Origin of the sequence: Nitratidesulfovibrio liaohensis (assembly GCF_011682075.1) — a bacterium.
Classification (GTDB): Bacteria; Desulfobacterota; Desulfovibrionia; order Desulfovibrionales; family Desulfovibrionaceae; genus Cupidesulfovibrio; species Cupidesulfovibrio liaohensis.
Map to the genome: position 1 here is coordinate 1 of NZ_VSMK01000631.1, position 1,014 is coordinate 1,014.

Consider the following 1,014-nt stretch of genomic DNA (forward strand, 5'->3'; position numbering starts at 1 on the left):
GGCGTCGCGCACATCCACCATGCTCAAGGCCCCTGCCCGGACGCGCCGCCACGCCTCGTCCGGGGCCAGCAGGCCGTAGCCGCCGGCATCCGCCTGCCGTTGCAGCCCGACCGGAAATTCGCGCCTGCCGTCACCCATGCGCCGTTCCCCTTCCCCCCCGTGCACGGTTCCACCCTGTCCGCCACGTAACACGGCGCGGACGGGACGAAAAGCCCGACCGCGCCGCGTGGCATGCGTCTGATCCGGTAAGCCGCGCACCGCGGCCCGCCCGTCGCTTCCTAGACTTCGCCGCCCTTCAAGGAAGCCGGCGCCTCCGGCCCGCTCTTCAGGCACTTCAGCACGTGGGCCATGTTGCGGCCCAGGTTGACCATGGTGCGGATGCCTTCCTCGTCGCCGTTGACGTCGCCGGGGGCCAGGCCGATGCCCACGTTCCAGTAGCTGGAGCACGGCACCACCATCTCGGCGATGCCGAAGAAGGCCATCAGGCCGTTGTACACCTGCTGCGCGCCGCCGCGCCGCACGGCCACCACGGGTGCGCCCACCTTCATGCGCAGGGCGCCGCCGTTGGCGATGGACACCATGCCCGCACGGTCGATGAGGGCCTTCATTTCGGTGGAAACGTTGGCGAAATAGGTGGGGGACCCCAGAATGACGCCGTCGGCCTTGTGCATGGCGGCGATCCATTCGTTCATGGGGTCGCCGGTCTGGATGCACTGGCCGTCCTGCTTTTCGAAACACTTCATGCAGGCGATGCAGCCGCGCACGGCCTTGCCGCCCACGCGGAATTCCTCGGTGGTGACGCCTGCGGCCTCAAGCTCGCGCCGGACGGTGCCGAGCAGGATGGACGTGTTGCCGTTCTTGCGGGGGCTGCCGTTGAAAACGACGACATGCATGGAACTATCCTCCGGTTGGGATGGGGGGCATGATGGGTGGTCGCATGGCCCGCGCCGCAGCCGGAGGCGGGGCCGCGCGCCGTGCCCGCTCCGGCCAGGGAAGGCGGAGCAGGGCACGGGC

At 69.6% G+C, this 1,014-nt stretch carries 1 protein-coding gene; it reads right to left on the reverse strand.

Translation table 11 applies throughout. The annotated features are described in order from the left end of the window. Positions 1–278: 278 nt before the first annotated feature. Entirely contained in the window at positions 279–893 is a 615-nt protein-coding gene (locus FVW27_RS16890; protein WP_007527323.1) for a flavodoxin family protein, read from the reverse strand. Between the last annotated feature and the right edge of the window lie 121 nt (positions 894–1,014).